The 15,987-nt window shown below is 60.9% G+C and carries 14 protein-coding genes, 1 tRNA gene and 1 riboswitch; of the genes, 6 read left to right on the top strand and 9 right to left on the bottom strand.

Features of this window, described 5'->3' with window-relative positions:
- Positions 1-23 precede the first annotated feature (23 nt).
- Complete coding sequence (locus tag WIR04_RS06045) at positions 24-857, bottom strand: SPOR domain-containing protein (RefSeq protein ID WP_338891222.1); 834 nt, start codon at positions 855-857, stop codon at positions 24-26.
- Between the two features lie 543 nt (positions 858-1,400).
- Here WIR04_RS06045 and WIR04_RS06040 point away from each other — a divergent pair.
- On the top strand, positions 1,401-3,269 hold the full coding sequence (locus WIR04_RS06040; protein ID WP_338891220.1) for a potassium transporter Kup: 1,869 nt from the start codon (positions 1,401-1,403) through the stop codon (positions 3,267-3,269).
- A 322-nt stretch (positions 3,270-3,591) separates the two neighbouring features.
- Here WIR04_RS06040 and WIR04_RS06035 read toward each other — a convergent pair.
- Positions 3,592-3,681: transfer RNA gene (locus WIR04_RS06035), tRNA-Ser, on the bottom strand.
- 372 nt (positions 3,682-4,053) lie between these two features.
- On the opposite strand from WIR04_RS06035, the gene WIR04_RS06030 reads away from it, so the two are divergent.
- On the top strand, positions 4,054-4,971 hold the full coding sequence (locus WIR04_RS06030; RefSeq protein WP_338891218.1) for a L,D-transpeptidase family protein: 918 nt from the start codon (positions 4,054-4,056) through the stop codon (positions 4,969-4,971).
- A 19-nt stretch (positions 4,972-4,990) separates the two neighbouring features.
- On the top strand, positions 4,991-5,989 hold the full coding sequence (locus WIR04_RS06025) for a DUF481 domain-containing protein (RefSeq protein WP_025327792.1): 999 nt from the start codon (positions 4,991-4,993) through the stop codon (positions 5,987-5,989).
- A 63-nt stretch (positions 5,990-6,052) separates the two neighbouring features.
- Here the strand turns inward: WIR04_RS06025 and WIR04_RS06020 are convergent, their stop codons facing one another.
- From WIR04_RS06020 to WIR04_RS06010, 3 genes are all read right to left on the bottom strand, one after another.
- Positions 6,053-6,775 (bottom strand): MaoC family dehydratase, encoded by a 723-nt coding sequence (locus tag WIR04_RS06020; RefSeq protein WP_338891216.1) that lies wholly within the window; start codon positions 6,773-6,775, stop codon positions 6,053-6,055.
- A 251-nt stretch (positions 6,776-7,026) separates the two neighbouring features.
- Positions 7,027-7,968, bottom strand: coding sequence for a 23S rRNA (adenine(1618)-N(6))-methyltransferase RlmF (rlmF, locus tag WIR04_RS06015; protein ID WP_338891214.1), 942 nt, complete (start codon positions 7,966-7,968; stop codon positions 7,027-7,029).
- A 151-nt stretch (positions 7,969-8,119) separates the two neighbouring features.
- Positions 8,120-8,608 carry a C40 family peptidase gene (locus WIR04_RS06010; protein WP_025327795.1) on the bottom strand — a complete coding sequence of 163 codons (489 nt, stop codon included), beginning with the start codon at positions 8,606-8,608 and terminating at the stop codon, positions 8,120-8,122.
- A 276-nt stretch (positions 8,609-8,884) separates the two neighbouring features.
- Here WIR04_RS06010 and WIR04_RS06005 point away from each other — a divergent pair, with 276 nt between their 5' ends.
- Entirely contained in the window at positions 8,885-9,607 is a 723-nt protein-coding gene (locus WIR04_RS06005) for a 4'-phosphopantetheinyl transferase family protein (protein ID WP_338891213.1), read from the top strand.
- The gene (locus tag WIR04_RS06000; protein ID WP_338891211.1) at positions 9,604-10,452 is read left to right on the top strand and encodes a tetratricopeptide repeat protein; all 849 of its coding nucleotides are present in this window, start codon (positions 9,604-9,606) and stop codon (positions 10,450-10,452) included. Before WIR04_RS06005 ends, WIR04_RS06000 begins: the two co-directional genes overlap by 4 nt.
- Before the next feature lie 131 nt (positions 10,453-10,583).
- On the opposite strand, the gene WIR04_RS05995 is transcribed toward WIR04_RS06000, so the two are convergent.
- Together WIR04_RS05995 and ribB are read right to left on the bottom strand one after the other, a co-directional pair.
- Positions 10,584-10,826: an Lpp/OprI family alanine-zipper lipoprotein gene (locus WIR04_RS05995; protein ID WP_025327798.1), complete on the bottom strand. Its 243-nt coding sequence runs from the start codon at positions 10,824-10,826 to the stop codon at positions 10,584-10,586.
- Between the two features lie 223 nt (positions 10,827-11,049).
- On the bottom strand, positions 11,050-11,703 hold the full coding sequence (gene ribB, locus WIR04_RS05990; RefSeq protein WP_338891207.1) for a 3,4-dihydroxy-2-butanone-4-phosphate synthase: 654 nt from the start codon (positions 11,701-11,703) through the stop codon (positions 11,050-11,052).
- A gap of 105 nt (positions 11,704-11,808) precedes the next feature.
- Positions 11,809-11,968, bottom strand: a riboswitch (FMN riboswitch).
- Positions 11,969-12,177: 209 nt separating this feature from the next.
- Between ribB and purU the strand changes: the two genes are divergently transcribed.
- Complete coding sequence (gene purU, locus WIR04_RS05985; protein ID WP_005326970.1) at positions 12,178-13,014, top strand: formyltetrahydrofolate deformylase; 837 nt, start codon at positions 12,178-12,180, stop codon at positions 13,012-13,014.
- 63 nt (positions 13,015-13,077) lie between these two features.
- Here the strand turns inward: purU and WIR04_RS05980 are convergent, their stop codons facing one another.
- Positions 13,078-14,346: a DUF945 family protein gene (locus WIR04_RS05980; RefSeq protein ID WP_338891204.1), complete on the bottom strand. Its 1,269-nt coding sequence runs from the start codon at positions 14,344-14,346 to the stop codon at positions 13,078-13,080.
- A gap of 107 nt (positions 14,347-14,453) precedes the next feature.
- Positions 14,454-15,935, bottom strand: a complete 1,482-nt coding sequence (gene cls / locus WIR04_RS05975; protein ID WP_307764181.1) for a cardiolipin synthase — start codon at positions 15,933-15,935, stop codon at positions 14,454-14,456.
- Between the last annotated feature and the right edge of the window lie 52 nt (positions 15,936-15,987).

Raw genomic sequence — 15,987 nt, 5'->3', positions numbered from 1 at the left:
GCCCCGTCATCCAGGCAGCAGGGTTACTGCTGCAATTCGCGCTTCACCTGGGCGAATGACTTGGGCCAGGGATCCGCCTTCTGCAGGGCTGGCGACAGCGTGCGAATGGCCGCCTGGGCCTGGCTCATGCCGGCATACTCCCCCTTCAGCACCACGTACCAGGGGCCGGCGTTGAACCGGGTCTGATAGACCCACACCTGGCCAGTGAGCCGGTTGGCGAGCACAAACTGCGCTATCGCCTCTAGGCTGCGGGACCCCATCAGTTGAACGCTGAGGTGGTTGCCGTTCTTCTGTTGCAGGACCCTGGCTGGCGTCAGACTCACCTTGCCGGGCGCCGTGGCTTGCGCCTTGGCCGCAGGCTTTATTTCGGGCTTGCTCTCGGACGTGGGCGACGGTTTGGAGGCAGGCCTGGGCACCGGCTCGGAGGGGACTGCAGCCTTGGCCACAGGCTGAGGCGCTGCTGGGGGGAGGCTCGCCGGTATCCCCATGGGTGGCTCCTGCTCTTGCGCCGCTATCTCTTGCGGCCCTGTGGAGAGGGCCGTGCTCGGCTCGCCCATCATGGGGGTGACTGTCACCCCGGCGGTCATCCCCTCTCCTTTCTCTCCATCAGCTCCGGCCGTCAGCGCCGGCAGGGGGAAGCTCGCCTCATCCCCCTGGCGGGCGGTTGCCGCGGCGCCGCTCGTCTGGGATTGGGGCGAGGAGGCTTCTGCTGGCGCGGGGGCCGTCTCAGGGGCGCTCTGTCGAGCAGGGCTCACATAGCTCAGTATCAGCAAGCAGAGGCCGCCGGCCGCCAGACCTATCCCTATCTGGCGAATGAGAGAGGCGGGGTTGCACTTGGGCAGATGGCATTCGGTCATATGTCCTCCTGGACGGCATGAGAATGGGGGCCGCCGGTGCGGCAGAAAGAGATCATGGAGCGGCATGGGGACGGCCGCTCGTCGCGGCAGAAAAGGGGCGTCGTCCGTGAGAGCAAACCCGGTTCAGGATGTCACCCCATACCGCCGTCCCTCAGTGCCTTGGCGGCCTTGAAGAGAAACGGACAGAGCTCAGCCTGCAGCCACCTCAGTTTGCCATTCGTTGCCTCGCATCGACGCCGGGCACCATACCGGGGGAGCGCTGAACTTGGCCTGAATTCACCGGCTGTCCATAGGGTTCTGGCCGCCGCCCGCCGAACATTCGTGCAGAATGGACCTGGATCCGCGGCTGGCTCCTCTGCAACGCCCCATACACCGAGGAGAAACGCTCTTGCCCCTCCAGAGGCTACGAGAGCCCATGGCTACCGGTGGAACGGGCAGACAGCAAAAGGTTCAACCCGAACGGCCCGCCAGCAGTCGCCATTTCACTTTCGAGATAGCGAGCCATACTATGGTTAACATAATGAATTGAAATGGGATTTCATAATGAGCAACGAAGCGGGGCGAGGTCGCATGACCATCACGCTGGCGGCTTTGGGGGTCGTCTACGGTGACATAGGCACCAGTCCGCTTTATGCCCTGAAACAGAGTTTTGCCGGGAATATGGGGCTAGAGCCGGGTAAAGAAGAGATCTATGCCATAGTCTCCCTCTTCTTCTGGACCATCATGCTCGTCGTGTCCCTCAAATATGTGTTGCTGGTGCTGAAGGCTGACAACAAGGGGGAAGGGGGCATACTGACCCTGGCCTCCCTCGCCGCCCGGCGCCTCTCCACCCGCGCACGCACCGTCGTGATGCTGCTGGGGCTGGCCGGAGTGGGGCTCTTTGTCGGGGATGCGGTGATCACTCCTGCGATATCCGTCCTCTCCGCCGTCGAGGGGCTGGAGATCATGGCCCCGGAGCTTGCGCCCTTCGTGCTCCCCATCGCCCTGATCGTGCTGGTGGTGCTGTTTGGCGTCCAGCACTACGGCACCGCCGGGATCGGACGCTGGTTCGGGCCCGTCATGCTGCTCTGGTTCACCATACTGGCACTGCTCGGCGTACTCGAAATAGCCAAGACGCCCGCCATACTGGCAGCCATCAACCCGCTCTACGCCCTGGATTTCCTGCTGGCGAGACCGGGAACGGCCTTCGTGGTGCTGGGCGCTGTGGTGTTGTGCGTGACCGGAGCCGAGGCCCTCTATGCCGACATGGGGCACTTCGGACGGGGTCCGATCCAGCTGGCATGGAATTGCTGGGTGATGCCGGCGCTGCTGCTCAACTACTTCGGCCAGGGCGCTTTGCTGCTGAACCACCCAGAAGCCATCGAGAACCCCTTCTACCTGTTGGCCCCCGGCTGGATGACACTGCCGCTGATCGTGCTGGCCACCATGGCGACAGTGATTGCGTCTCAGGCGGTCATCTCCGGCGCCTATTCGGTGGTGCGCCAGGCCATCTTGCTGGGATTTCTGCCGCGCCAGGAGATCCGCCACACCTCCGAGCACGAGAAGGGGCAGATCTATCTGCCGCTGGTCAACTGGCTGCTGCTCGGCGGCATAGTGCTGGTGATCTTCTGGTTCAAGAGCTCGAGCAACCTGGCGGCCGCCTACGGCATCGCCGTGACCGGCACCATGGTGATCACCACGCTGCTGCTGATGGTGGTCGCCTTCCAGCGCTGGAAACAGCCGCTCTGGCTGATCGGCCTGGTGGGTACGCCGCTGCTGGTGATGGATCTGGCCTTCTTCAGCGCCAATACCACCAAGTTCCTCGCGGGGGGCTGGCTGCCCGTGCTGTTTGCCCTGCTGATCATCGTGGTGATGACCACCTGGAAGCGTGGCCGCGAGCTGGTGCTCGAGAAGCTCGAGCGCCAGGCGTTATCCTTGCAGGGCTTCGTCGACAATATCCAGATACGTCCGCCGCTACGGGTACCGGGGACGGCCGTATTCCTGTCCAAATCCGTCAAGGTCGTGCCCCACGCACTCCTGCACAATCTAAAGCACAACAAGGTGTTACACGAGCGGGTCATCTTCCTGACCATCAAGGTGAAGGATGAGCCCTGGCTGACGGGGGAGGATCGGCTGGAACTGCTGCAGATCGGGGAAGGATTCTGGCAGGTGGTGGCCCATTTCGGCTACCAGGAGGCGCCATCCATGGAGGCGATCTTCCAGGAGTGCGCCAGACAGGGGTTGAAGGTGCGGCTCAATACCACCACCTTCTTCCTCTCCTACGAGTACCTCATCAGCACGGACATACCGGGTATGGCGCGCTGGCGTGAAAAGTTGTTCATCTGGATGAACCGCAACGCTCTTCGAGTAACCGACTTCTTCCAGATCCCGGCCAACAGAGTGGTGGAGCTGGGTGTGCAACTCGAACTCTGAGTGCGCGTCTTGGCAACGCCCCTCCCCCCTGAATCTTCCGGGGCAACAGCAGACCTGACTGGCATATTCGTGAAGTAGAGAAGTACGCCAACCATACACAGCCATGGCTGTGCATGGTGACATCCAGACCGGCACATCAGTAGCGTTAGCTAATGGGAGATGGACCCGGAATGGGGGCGTTTATCCAGGTTCCCTGCCTTTCCCATAACCCCCAACAGGGAAGCTTCCCCTGAAAGGCATTGGCCATAGCTGAACTGAGATATGGGCTGGCATAGGCTGGAAATGACAAACCCGCGACTGGCGCGTGCTTGAAGGGCATAAATGGCGGAGAGACAGGGATTCGAACCCTGGGTGGCATTGCTGCCACAATTGATTTCGAGTCAATCCCGTTCGGCCACTCCGGCATCTCTCCGCGGGCCCTCATATTGACCCAACCCGAGTCGGGAAATCAACGTAAATCTCGTTGCAGATCAGACGACTGGCTATTAAACCGTCAGCCTGTGGCGACTCTCCCCCCCTTGCCAGGCCCAGGCTTGCTTGCCGACATGCGGCGCCAAGGTGTCAGACATGGTCTCAGGGCCGACCACCCCGGCGCCGATCCAGGCTTATCCGCCTTTCCCCGACAAACCAGGGGCTGAGGGCCGAAAATCCCCCTCAACCTGCCTCAATCCGGCCCGGGAGAAGCGCGGTCCGACGCTGGTAATCCCCGGTCGATTGGTTGACAATCTCCGCTCATTTTTGGGGAGGGAAGCGCTTCCCTCGAGAACTGCCGATAGGAAACACCATGCGCAATACCCGTATCGTCTCACTGCTGCTGGCCGCTACCAGCCTCTGGACCACGCCGGCCTGGTCGAAAACCTATCCGCTTCCGCCGGCGGACAGCCGTCTCATCGGTGAGCTGGAAGACTACATAGTTCAACCTGGCGATCATCTGGAGCTGGTCGGCAAACATACCCAAATTGGCTTTTTGGCGCTGCTCGAGGCAAATCCCGGGGTAGATCCCTATTTGCCCACACCCGGCACCCGGCTGACCCTGCCGACCCAGATGCTGCTGCCCGATGTGCCGCGGGAGGGCATCGTCATCAACCTGCCGGAGCTGCGACTCTACTACTTCCCCAAGGACAAGGCGGAGGTGATGGTGCTGCCCATCGGCATAGGTGACATAGGCCGCGAGACCCCTGAGATGACCACCACCGTCATCGCGAAGAATCCGAACCCGACCTGGGTACCCGGCCCCATGGTGCGCAAGTCCTGGCTGGAGCAAAAGGGCATAGACCTGCCGGCCGTGGTGCCCCCGGGCCCGGACAACCCCCTCGGCAAGTTCGCCATGCGCCTGGGTTATGGCAACAAGGACTACCTCATTCACGGCACCAACAAGGATTTCGGGGTCGGTCTGCGGGTCAGCGCGGGCTGCATCCGGCTGCGCCCGGATGACATAGAGACCTTGTTCAGCCTGGTGCCTGTCGGTACCCGGGTGCAGGTGATCAACCAGCCGGTCAAGACGGCGCTGGAGCCGGACGGTCGCCGCTGGCTGGAGGTGCACTCCCCTCTCTCCCGCACCGAGGAGGAGATGTCAGAGGGTGCCCCGCTGGTGCTCTCCCCCGAGGTCGAGCAGTTCATCGCGGCCCCCGAGATAGATGGCTCCCGGGTGACGGCCCTGCTCGACGACAAGAACGGGCTGCCCCGCCCCATCAGCGGCTAAGACTCTCCCGGAGATCACCATGACGAGATGCGGCCTTCCCCTGCTGGCACTCCTGTTGACCCTGCTGCCCGGCTCAGCCGCGATGGCGGACATCCTGTGGATGCAGAACGGCGATCGCCTGACCGGCACCATAGAAGAGATCACGGACGAGCAGATCCGCATCAAGCCATCCTATAGCAAGGCCCTGACTGTCCAGCGCCATGCCATCAAGCGCTGGCGGCTGGACAAACAGGAGAAACCCAAGCCCCTGACCAAGACGGGGATACCCTTGCTGGACTCCCCTGACGAAGTGAATGCCTGGCTCCTGACCGGCACCAGCGATCTGAACATCAAGCTCAAGGAGAACACCAAGAAGACCAACAACGTCAACCTCAAGGTCTCCACCGAGCTGGCCAATCTGGACTGGCGTTACAGCCTGGATGGCGAATATATCTACGAGACGGCGAACAACATCACCGACAGCCACGAATACAAGCTCAAGCCCAAGCTCGACTTCTTCTTCGACGACCACTGGTTCCTGAGCTCCTCCGTGGACATCGACTACAACCTGATCGAGGCCGGCTATCTGGAAATAGACTATGCCTCCGGCCCCGGCTACCGCTTCTGGAATGACAAGCGACGCCGCCTGGAGCTGATCAGCCAGCTGGGTCTGGAGCGGGCCTACTTCACCCCTGATGTGTGGAGCAACTCGGATCTGTTCGACGAGCGGATCATCAACTACCCCTTCCTCAGCCTGGGATGGGATTATCGCCAGCCCCTCGAGCTGTGGCAGGAGAAGTTTGAACTCTTCAGCAAGGGGCGCTACGAGAAGTTCATCGATCAGCCCTCACCCTATCTGACCAGACAGCAGTCCATCAACGGCAGCCTGGGGCTCAGGTACTATTTCAACGATCACCTGCGCCTCTCCTGGTCGAGCGAGCTGGATTGGGACGACGCCTGGCTCGACTATCAGGACGCAAGGACCAGTCTGAGCGAGAAGGAGTGGCGCCATATCATCACCCTGGGCGCCAGCTTCTAGGAACCCGGAAACGACACAGGCCCACCGAAGTGGGCCTGTGTGTATCGCCGTGAGGGACGGGCGTCAGAAATAGATACGGGTGACCGACTCGATGACGCAGCCAGGGCGGCGGATCCCCTCGATCTCTATCTTGATCTCCTTGAGCAGCTCGAGCCCGCCCTTGATGGGAGTCACTCTGGACAACTTGGTACGGGCACGGATGTTGCTGTCCACCTTGATGGGGTATGGGAAGCGAACCTGCTCCAGACCGAAATTCACCACCATGCGGGCGCTCGGGAATTCCGGCGTCGCCTCGTCCACCGAGCCGGTGAGCTGGGGCAGCAGGGCCAGGGTCAGGAAACCGTGGGCAATGGTGGTCTTGAACGGCGACTCGGCCGCCGCACGCTCGGGGTCGGTGTGGATCCACTGATGGTCCCCGGTCACGGCCGCGAACTGATCGATCAACCCCTGGTTTATCTGCAACCACTCACCCACATGGGTCTCTTCCCCGATCCGGGCCTGCAGCTCGGCGTAGAGGGTGGCGGCTTCGCCACTCAGCTCCACCGCATTCCCTTCGATCAGGGTCGGCTGGCTGTTGACCGCCTGAGCCTGGGATGCGCGCTGCTGCCGCACCAGCGACTGGTCGGCCTGCAGATCCAGCACCCGTCCCAGCAAAGGGTGAAGGTGTGCCTTTTGCTGAAACTCACGCCAGTAGTCACGGATCGCCGGAGAGAGCCAATCCTTGAGCTCAAAGGGGTGCTGCGCCAGGATTTCGCGCTTGTGCTTCAGAAAATCGACAACTTTCATGTACCGATCCCTATTCGATTCAAAGCCTGTAAAGAGGTCTAACCAGTCCCATTTTATGAAAGTTTCACAGGTAAGTACAAAAAAATCTCGGCGTACAACTGTACCGGGGATGAAAGTGGTCACTAACACGCAGGGAAAAATGGGCAGGCATAAAGCGGAAAAACGATTGCGGTGGCGGCTCCTGGGCGGAAACCGTCAAGGCAGGAAAAGGAGGCAGTCTGGGGTGTTTTTACTCTCAACACCCCTTTCCCTCAGCGGCCGGGGGCAGACCACCAGGCGGTTCGGCTCGCCTCGTCCAGGAAGCTCCAGGCCAGGATCCGGCTCACCTTGTTGCCCTGCGCCATGTCGATCACCCTGACATCCTGCGCCCCCACCCGAGCCAGCGCCTTTCGTGCGGCAGGCAGATTCTCCTTTTTCGACACCAGCGAGCTGAACCAGAGGCACTGACCGGCAAACTCCTTGCTCTGCTCTATCATGCCGGCCAGAAACGCTGCCTCGCCTCCCTCGCACCAGAGCTCCGCTTTCTGGCCGCCGAAGTTGAGCACGGGAGCTCCCGTCACCGCCTTGCCGAGGTTGCGCAGCTTGCGCTCAGTCCCCTTGCTCGCCTCTGCCAGAGAGGCGTGGAACGGCGGGTTGCACAGGGTCAGGGCGAAGCGCTCCTTCGGACCCAGGATGCCGCGAAAGATCTGCTTGGGGTTTTCCTGATGGCGGCACGCTATCTGGCTGCCCAGGCCATTGCTCGCCGCCAGCAGGGTCGCCGCCTTGACCGACACGGGGTCGATGTCCGACCCCACGAAGCGCCAGCCGTACTCACGGGTCCCCAGCAGGGGATAGATGCAGTTTGCCCCGACGCCTATGTCCAGCACCCGCACCCCCTTGCCCCTTGGTACTTCCCCCACACTCTCGGCCAGCAGATCCGCCACCCGATGCAGGTAATCGACCCGGCCCGGAATGGGAGGACAGAGGTAGCCCGGCGGCAGATCCCAGTGCTGGATGCCGTAATGCAACGCCAACAGGGCCCGGTTGAGCGCCTTGACGGCGGCCGGATCGGCGAAATCCAGGGTCCGGGTGCCATGCTCGTTGACGAACACGAAGGGCAGCAGCTCGGGGGTACGCTGACAGAGAGCGTCAAAATCGTAAGGGGTCTGGTGGCGATTACGCGGGTGCAATCCGGATTTATGCTGGGTCTTCATGCTGGGCCTGCCGAGGATCGAAGGGGCCACACTATAGAGAGTCGGCCAGGGAAAGTCTAAACGAGGGCCATAAAAAACCGGGCTTCGAGGAGCCCGGTTCAAGTGAGGTTGGAAAAACAGTCCGTACTGCGAGCCGTTTGTCCAGCCTGACTCAGATCTCGATCCGGCGTGCCTGCCAGAACTTGCTGCGCCAATAGGAGTTGTCTAGCTTGGAGCGGGTCACCCCGGCGCGGGTGGAGGCGTGGATGAACTCACCGTTGCCGACATAGATGCCCACATGATTGAGGCGGCGGTTGATCTTGAAGAAGACCAGATCCCCTTCCACCAGATCCTGCTTGGAAACGCGGGTGCCTTCATGAACCTGGGAGCGGGTATCGCGGGGCAATTCGATGCCGACGGCATTGCGGAACACTTCACGGGCGAAGGCGGAGCAATCTATGCCTCGCTGGCTGCTGCCCCCCATGCGGTAAGGGACGCCACGCCACTCTTTGTATACGGTCAGGATTTCGTTGACATCTGGGGTGGGTGAAACTTCGGGTTCAATCACGGGTTCCATCATGGAAACCTCGATCTTGCTCGCGACCTCGGTCTGGGGTGCAGAAGCACAACCCACCATTCCGAGCGCGACCAGCAGTAGCATCAGGTGGCGCAATCCTTTATCCCCGCAAATAGAGTGAAACTTGTTAAAATGCAGCCCGACAGGGCAATTTATAAGGCAACAGCACCCGACTATATCCAAGAATTCTATCGAGGCAAGCGAAAATCCCTATCGACCTCACATTTTTGCAAGGAAATGCACTGTTTTGCATGATTAATGTGATCATGGCCAAACAATATACAATCGCAAAAGTAGCGGTTTTGCCCTGTCAAAACGGATCGTTATCGCTGTTTCGACCTCATTTTAAAGTGAAATATTATGCTCTATGCGGATCTCTATTTGTTAAAACCGGCGCTCATCGACGCAGAGCAGTTGATCGGGCTGCAATCAGAGCTCTCGCCGGACGAATATCGCCATTGGCATGAGATCCGCCAGCCTGGCCGCCAGCGAGAGTACCTGCTCGGCCGGATACTGCTGCGCCGCCTGCTGGCCGAGCGGCTTGGCTGTCCGCCCGATACGCTGGTGTTTCGCACCAGCGAGCACGGCAAACCCGCTCTGGTCAGCCATGACTGGCAATTCAATCTCAGCCACAGCGGAGACTGGCTGGTGCTCGCCCTCTGCCAGCAAGGCCCTCTCGGCGTGGATGTCGAGATGGGCTTGCGCCAGCGCCCCGTTCTGCCATTGGCCCAGCGTTTCTATGCCCCTGACGAATATCAGTGGCTGTGCACCCTGCCATCCCGGGAGCAGGCCTCGGCCTTCTATCGGCTCTGGTCACGTAAGGAGGCGGTGCTGAAAGCCCAGGGGGCCGGCATTGCCGCCGGGCTCGACAAGGTGCGTTTTGTGCCAAAAGAGGGGTGGCGGCTGGATAACAGGCTCGATACCCGTAGCTATCTGGTGCTGGACTGGCGTTTTGGCAGCGGTTGGCTGAGCCTCGCCGCCCCGACTCGCCAGATCAATGGCTACCTGCTGGACGAGCGCTTGAAATCCACGCCCCTGGACCCCATGTTGATCCACACCATTTTCCGAGAGTCAGCCTCATGATCGTCGACATCAATCCCCAGAACTTCCACGCCGAACTGATCGATGCGTCCATGAAAAAGCCGGTCGTCATCTATTTCCACGCCCCGCAGATGCCAGAATGCCAGGGCATGACCCCGCTGGTGGAGACCCTGGTCGGCCCGGCCAATACCGCAGTCACCCTGGCCAAGGTCGACATGAACGATCCCCAGCTGCAACCCCTGGCCAGCCAGCTGGGTCTGCGCGCGCTGCCCGCACTGGTGCTGTTCCATCAGGGGCGCCCGGACGAGCAGGCCATCCTGGAAGGCCCGCAAGATGAGGCCACCCTGCGCCAGTACTTCGCCGCCTTCGCCCCCAAGGAAGAGGAGCTGCTGCTCGAGAAGGGTCAGCAGGCCCTGACTGGGGGTCAGGCAGATGTGGCCCATGCCCATCTCACCCAGGCCCACCGACTGGCCCCCGAGCGTCACGACATCAGCCTCTGGCTGGTACAGGCGGCGCTGGATCTGAATTTGCTGGATGAGGCACAGGCCCTGCTCGCGACCATCCCCATGGTGGCACAGGATGATCACTATCAGACCCTGAGTTCCCGCCTGGCCCTGGCGCTGCAAGCCAGCGACAGCCCCGAGTTGCGTGCCCTGGAGCAGCGTCACGCCGAGACACCGGACGACGACGCCCTCAGCCAGGAGCTGGCGGTGCAATACAGTCAGGTCGGCCGTCAGGAAGAAGCCCTGGCATTGCTGTTCAACATTCTCAAGCGCGACATGGCATTTGGCGATGCCAAGAAGATCTATCTCGATATCCTGACCACCATGGGGGCACACCCGGCTGCGCAGAGTTATCGTCGCAAGCTCTATAGCCTGCTTTATTGATCGATGAAGATATCAGGGGATGCCGAGCAATCGGCATTGCCTTGTTCAGGCAGGCAGTGCAGTAATAAGAGAAATGACGAATTTCAGGCAAAAAAAATGGCGCATTAAAATGCGCCATTTTTTCGCATGGATTACTTCTTGTAGGAAGTAGCCATGTTGTCGATGCGCTGGTTAGCACGAGCTGCTTCTTGGTTAGCAGTTGCGATATCAGCAGCCATCTTGGATTGATCAGCACGAACTGCGCTAACATCTTGAGCCAGTTGGTCAACTTTGTTAGACAGATTCTGAACGGAAGTTTCCAGTTCGCTGGTGTTTGCACAACCGCCCAGCAGGGCAGACAGACCAACAACACCTACCAACAACATTTTCTTCATTTTTAAAGCTCCCTTTAACTCGCCAGACGTTTAGCAAGCGGCGTGATTATGGCACAAATAAATACGAGTTTGGATAGGCCCCATCACAGATAAATGCATTAAAACCCTCATTTTTTTTTAAACGCACACTTTTTGTGCAAATCTAAGTCAAAAACGAGTGCTCTGGATGAGGTTCGCACCAAGCGTAACCAAAAAATGCCCTTATTACAATTTCGTATGAAGCTTAAGCCGAACGTTCTGACAGCATTTGACGATATTGCACCAGATCTTCGATGGTCAGCACCGGCATCCGGTGCTGGCGACCAAAGGCCACCAGATCGGGCAACCTGGCCATGGAGCCATCGGCCTTGGTCAGCTCGCACAAGACTCCGTAAGGCTTGAGGCCGGCCAGCTGCATCAGCTCGACAGTGGCTTCGGTATGACCACGCCGGGTCAGCACACCGCCGGTGCGGGCACGCAGCGGGAAGACATGGCCGGGGCGATGCAGATCCGACGGCCGGGCGCCGTCGGCAATGGCGGCCTGGATGGTGGTGATGCGGTCGGCGGCGGAGACACCAGTGGTGACGCCCTGGGCCGCTTCTATGGTCACGGTGAAGGCGGTCTGATAATGGCTGGAGTTGGCCTCCACCATCATGGGCAGCTCGAGCTGGCGTACCCGCTCATCGGTCAGACAGAGGCAGACGATGCCGGAGCATTCGCGGATCATCATGGCCATCTGTTCGTTGGTCATGGATTCTGCGGCGAAGATGAGGTCACCCTCGTTCTCCCGATCTTCATCATCGGCTACCAGCACACCTTGACCGGCACGCAATGCGGCCAGCGCGGCTTCGACGCGGGCAATGGGATCACCAAATTCACTGAGTAGAGACTGATTCATGGTAAGACTCCTAAATAAGACAAGGACCAGAATCAGGGCATGGAAAGGCAGACAGAGATAGGTATGCAGCAGCCGGCCCGCGGGGAGCCATGACTGCAATATCTGTCTTATCCTCTTTCATCCGGACTGTGACCGTCGGCTCCGGCATCTCACCGGATCTGCTGACCCCGACCCAGGTTCCAAACCTGGGTCGGGCGCTCGCGGGCTCCCCGAGTCAGATCGGGATACCGCCGGTGGGGAATTTCACCCCGCCCTGAGAATAAGCGCAGACAGCCTAAAGAAAAAAAACGCAGGATACCAGCCCAAAACCCATCAAAGATGAATAGGATGCCGCGCACCGCCGCCCGCTGGCGACTTGCCACTCAGGTGCACGGCGCGCTGTCCTTTCTGATTTTGTTTATGGCATAGTGCCAGCAAAAACGTGCAGCCCGCGCAGACTCGGGCGCCAACACCACAAACGGAATCATGACAGAGATGGAAAAGAAAATACTGCTGACCGATTGCCCCGACGCCAAGGGGCTCATCGCCAAGATCACCAACATCTGCTACAAGCACCAGCTCAACATCAACAAGAACGACGAGTTCGTGGATCACGAAAACGGTCGCTTCTTCATGCGTACCGAGCTGGAGGGGCGTTTCAATGACGAGACCCTGCTGGCGGATCTCGACGACGCCCTGCCGGCGGGCGCCCAGCGCCGGCTGGTCAAGGCGGGCAAGAAGCGCATCGTCATCCTGGTCACCAAGGAGACCCACTGCCTCGGCGACATCCTGATGAAGAACTACGCCGGCGCGCTGGACATGGACATAGTGGCGGTGATCGGCAACTACGACACCCTGGCCGAGCTGACCGGCAAGTTCGACATCCCCTTCCATGCCGTGAGCCATGAAGATCTCAGCCGCACCGAGCACGAGGAGCAGGTACGCGCCCTCATCGACGGCTACCAACCGGATTACGTGATCCTGGCCAAGTACATGCGGGTACTGACCCCGAGCTTCGTGGAGGCCTATCCGCGCAAGCTCATCAACATCCATCACTCCTTCCTGCCCGCCTTCATCGGTGCCCGCCCCTATCGTCAGGCCTTCGATCGCGGGGTCAAGCTGATCGGTGCCACCGCCCACTTCGTCACCGACGATCTGGATGAAGGCCCCATCATAGAGCAGGACGTGATCCACGTGGGTCATGCCTTCAGCGCCGACGACATGGCCAAGGCGGGGCGGGATGTGGAGAAATCCGTGCTGAGCCGTGCCCTGGAGCTGGTGCTGAACGAGCGGGTCTTCGTCTACGGCAACAAGACGGTGGTGTTCAAGTAACCTGTCCGTCGTTCGACGCCCAGCAAAAAGGCTCCCGAGGGAGCCTTTTTCGTCTGACTGCACTTATTGAGGCAGTGGCAAACCGTTGATGGTGACCAACCCCTTGTCGAGCTTGAGCTCGGCATTGAGGTGCGCCGACTCCGCCTTCAGGTAACCCAGGGCAGTGAACTGGGCCAGCATGGGCGCCAGCTGCGGCACCGCCTTGCCCAGCTGGTCCCCGAGGCTGGCATGGAGCAGCCCGGACAGGGCCTGCATCCCCTCCTCGCTTCCCATCAGCTGTGCCAGGGTCGTTGGCGCCAGCTTGGCCTCCCCTTTCAGGCTGACGGGTTCGCCGTTGAGCCGGGCGCTGAGATCGGTCAGCTCCAGCGTGGCGCCCCGTTGCAGCATCTTGTCCAGCGCCTGCTGGATAGCCGCCTCGTCCACCCGCTGGCTGCTGGCCTCCTGCAGGGTCTGATAGCCCTCCAGATCCAGCCCCTTGAGCGCCAGATCCAGACTTCCCTGGGTCAGTGCCAGGCTGTCGCTCTCGTTCTCCAGGTTGAGGGTCGCCACCTTCATCTGATAGCGACTGGAGAGGGTCTGGGCATCGTCCCCCGCCAGCTGGGTGTTGGTGCTGACCCCCTGCAACGAGAGCTTGACGCTCTCCGGCAGTTGCAAGGAGAGGGCGGACAGCGTCATCTCGCTGTTAGGAGAGAGCCAGATGCCGCTGATTTCGGCCATGTCGGCACTGCCCTTGAGATCCGCCAGGGCCAGATCCATCTTGCTCTGCGCATCGTGGACCGTCATGCCCAGCCACTGGAAGACCAGGTGGCCATTGCCATCGAGATCCCCGCGATAATCGCCGCTCAGGGGCAGGAAGCTGAACTCGTTGAGCCCCTCCTTGACCTTGAAGTCGCTGGCCCAGAAACGGGAGCTGTTGCTCATGGTCCAGAGGCTGCTGGCCGACTCCAGGCCAAGCTGCCACTGCTGCATGCCGAGGGCGGTGAAGACCGGGGCCAGGGTCCCCGCCGAGGTGTCGAGCAGCATGTTGCTCTTGATATAGAGCGGCAGCAGGCGGCTGTTGACGCGCAGCTGCAGCTCGATGGGGTCGCTTCCCGCCATCTGGGGATCGAAGCTCGCCAGCGTCTCCGGTGTCACCACCACCTTGAGCACCCCATCACGGGTGAACAGGTTCTCGCTGGTGGGCAACCAGGTGATCTCGACGCCGCTCTCCTGCCTGGCCCTCACGATCTGCTCCCCGAGGATGCGATCGAAGGCATTGCCCGTGTACCAGCAGGCGCCCAGCCCACCCACCACCAATGCCGCTCCGGCAGCCATGGCCACTGTCTTTTTCATCTGCTCTCTTACTCCTGATTTTTCTATGGCGGGTGCCTAGGCGCACTCTACGGGGAGGATGGGAACACAAGCAAGCCAGATCCCGGCTCATGGCCCATTCTCGACTGTCACAGCAAGGGGCTGAACAGATAGAAGATGTTCTCCAGCAATTTTTTGTACCAGGGGCGGGCCCGCCACTGGGTCAGCGACATGGGGGTCGCCTCCAGCATGTAGCCCTGCACCAGCTGATTCATCTCGGCGACAAACACCGGATTGTCGATGAGCAGAGTGATCTCGAAATTGAGCCAGAGGCTGCGTCTGTCGAGATTGACCGTGCCCACCAGGGCGAAGTCGTCGTCCACCAGCACGCTCTTGGTGTGCAGCAGACCGGCATCATAGCGGTAAATTTCGACCCCGGCCGCCAGCAGATCCTCCATGAAGGAGTTGCTGGCGTGGTTGGCCATCAGGGAGTCGTTGCGCGCAGGCAGCACCAGCTGCACCAGCACGCCCCGCGCCGCCGCCGAGGAGAGCGCCGCCGCCAGGGGATCGTCCGGTACGAAATAGGGGGTGGTCAGCACCAGGTGGTGGCGTGCCTGATAGATGGCCAGCAGCAGGCTCTGCTGGATGCAGTCCCCGCCGACGAAGGGGCCGGAGGGGATGAGCTGGGCCCGATAGTTGGTTTGCGGCCAGGCCTCGGGTTCGTGCTGCAGGCTGTCGAGCAGCCGCTCGCCGGTCTCCATCTCCCAGTCCCAGACGAAGGTGGACCACATCAGGGGCACCACTGGCCCCTGCACCCGGATCATGATGTCGACCCACTGGCCGACACCGGCATCCTGCTTGAAGAAGCGGGGATCCACCATGTTCATGGAGCCGGTGTAACCGACCCTGTCGTCTATCACCACCAGCTTGCGGTGCATGCGCAAGTCCTGGCGCTGGAACGGAATGCGCCAGGCCCCGACCGGCAGCACCTCCACCACCTTGACCCCGGCCGAGCGCAGCGTTCTTGGCCAATGGGAGCGGAAAAAGGCCTTGCTGCCGACGGAATCGAGCAACAAGCGACAATCCACGCCGCGCGCCGCCACCTCGACAAGGGCCTCGCACACAGCGTCCACGTCCCCGCCGGGATGCCAGATGTAGAACTCCAGGTAGCAGGACTGGGAGGAGCCGCGGATGTCGCGCACTATCTCCTGAATGATGGTGTCGGGCCTGTGCAGCAACGTCATCCGGTTGCCCGAGAGCATGGGCATGGCCAGCCGCCCCTGGATCAGATCATGGAGCGGGCGCGCCTTGCTGCCCACCTCGCAGCAGTGCTGGGGGAAGAGGCGGGCGAGCTGGCGGATCCAGATGGCATAAGGGCGATACATGGCCTGGGCACGTTCGGCCCGCTTGCGGCCGAGCCGTATCTCCCCAAACAGCACATAGAAGCCGACCCCGGCGAAGGGGATGGCATAGATGAGCGCCAGCCAGGCGAGGGATACCCCTATGGGGCGTCGCTTCATCACCACTCGCAGGGAGATCCCCGCCACTATCACGGTGTGAAACAACAGCAACAGCCAGCCGAGAAAGCGGGAGAACAGCAACTGAATGTCGTATTCCAGACCGTCGAGCAAGACAACTCCTTGGTGTAATGAACAAAGGGCATGGGCAGATCCCACAGGGCCA

It is taken from the genome of Aeromonas rivipollensis, from assembly GCF_037811135.1.
GTDB lineage: Bacteria > Pseudomonadota > Gammaproteobacteria > Enterobacterales > Aeromonadaceae > Aeromonas > Aeromonas rivipollensis.
The sequence above is the reverse complement of the archived record's forward strand: the minus strand, read 5'-3'. Positions and strand labels throughout refer to the sequence as shown.